The organism is Pseudonocardia tropica (genome assembly GCF_040105315.1).
GTDB lineage: Bacteria > Actinomycetota > Actinomycetes > Mycobacteriales > Pseudonocardiaceae > Pseudonocardia > Pseudonocardia alni.
Genome location: NZ_JBEDNP010000085.1, coordinates 1 through 1406, shown reverse-complemented (window position 1 = coordinate 1406; position 1406 = coordinate 1). Strand labels below are relative to the sequence as shown.

Genomic DNA, 1406 nt, shown 5'->3' with positions numbered 1-1406 from the left:
GCCGAACTGAAGAACTGGAAAGTCCTCCGCAAGATCCGCTCCAGCCCGAACCGGGCCGACGAACTCATCGCCGCAGTTCAGACCCTCGTGATCGCCAACGCTTGATCAGGTTGGCAAAGGCTCACTGCACGCCGGATACCGGCCCACCGCGGACCAGGGGTGACCATCGTGGACGCCGTCGAGGCCGACGAGCGGCTCACCGCACTGGTCAGCGCACACCGCGCCGAGCAAGCGGCTTACCGCAGCGCCCTCGCTGCCGAGAACCCCGCCCAGGCAGCCGCTTACACACAACGACTCGGGCAGATCGCTCAAGCCGTGCGGACAACCGGACGCGCCGACCTCGCCACCGCCCTCGCCGAGGAGACAAACGCCGGCGCGGTGCTGCTGACGCTGCTCACCGCAGCCGACGAGGTCTCACGAGACCAACTTCCCGCAGCCCTGACCCGTTTCCAGGCCAGCAACGACGCCGTCGACACCCGCCTGAACGGCTCCACGAAAGGAGAGCGCGCCAATGTCTTCGAGCGACACTCCCACCCGCACGCCAGCTGAGGGCGACGACCGTGGCAAGAACAACGACGGCGGCAACGAGGACACCGCCGCCGCCAGAGTGCGCTACACCTTGAGCGAGGGCCGGACGCCGCGCCGGGCGGATGTTCGCGGGCTGCTCGCCGAGCACGACCAGCTCCATGACGACCTGGCCCTCGTCGAGGCGACCTCCACACAGCGGGCCGGGCAGCTCACCGAACGCACCGCCGACCGGGACCGCCTCGCCGAACGGCTGGCGCAGCTGACCAGGAACCTCCCGCCCTGCCCAGCTACGACACCGGTCTACGGCTCCGACTGCACCGCCGGGCTCGCCGGGCACACCGGACTCCACCGCACTATCGGCGGTTGGACCTGGGCCTGACGGCTGACGGTCTCGCCGTCCCGACCACCGGTAACGTCCCATGACGCGATACGACGAAGGCTCGTCCCCGGATACCGGGGACGAGCCTCGTCAATACAAAGCCCCGGTCGCGTGACCGCCGAGGGGTCAGAGGCTTCCGGGGCTCTTCACAGACCATGCTACACGACTCGGCACAACCCGACACCAGGATTGCAGCAGCGAGAGGCGATGATGAGCGAACCTGACCGCTGGATCGAGGACTGGCTGTCAAGACCCCGGTTCGCCGTCTACCTCGCCGACGCCGACGGCGACCCCACGCTCGCCCTCGCCCGCTACGGATGGAACGCCCGGGCAGCTGCTGCGTTCCACCACGACCTCGGCCACCTGGAGGTCGTGAACCGCCCCGGCGTGTCGGGAGACTTGATCTTCTGAGGAGATGGAGTCATGACACGTCGTTCCCAGCCGCCGTATCCGCCGGAGTTGCGTGAGCGGGCGGTGCGCATGGTCGCCGAGGTCGAGT

Annotated in this window: 3 protein-coding genes; all 3 read left to right on the top strand. The window is 68.6% G+C overall.

The features are described 5' to 3' along the window. Positions 1-159 precede the first annotated feature (159 nt). Positions 160-549, top strand: a complete 390-nt coding sequence (locus WHI96_RS27660) for a hypothetical protein (RefSeq protein WP_345651047.1) — start codon at positions 160-162, stop codon at positions 547-549. Continuing rightward, on the top strand, positions 512-907 hold the full coding sequence (locus WHI96_RS27655) for a hypothetical protein (RefSeq protein WP_345651045.1): 396 nt from the start codon (positions 512-514) through the stop codon (positions 905-907). The genes WHI96_RS27660 and WHI96_RS27655 overlap by 38 nt, the downstream gene beginning before the upstream one ends. A 207-nt stretch (positions 908-1114) precedes the next feature. Continuing rightward, positions 1115-1318: a hypothetical protein gene (locus WHI96_RS27650; RefSeq protein WP_345651042.1), complete on the top strand. Its 204-nt coding sequence runs from the start codon at positions 1115-1117 to the stop codon at positions 1316-1318. Positions 1319-1406: the final 88 nt, after the last annotated feature.

Bases quoted from the DNA above. Each gene is read 5' to 3' on its own strand.
- WHI96_RS27655 (WP_345651045.1), top strand. From the start codon at position 512: ATGTCTTCGAGCGACACTCCCACCCGCACGCCAGCTGAGGGCGACGAC.
- WHI96_RS27650 (WP_345651042.1), top strand. From the start codon at position 1,115: ATGATGAGCGAACCTGACCGCTGGATCGAGGACTGGCTGTCAAGACCC.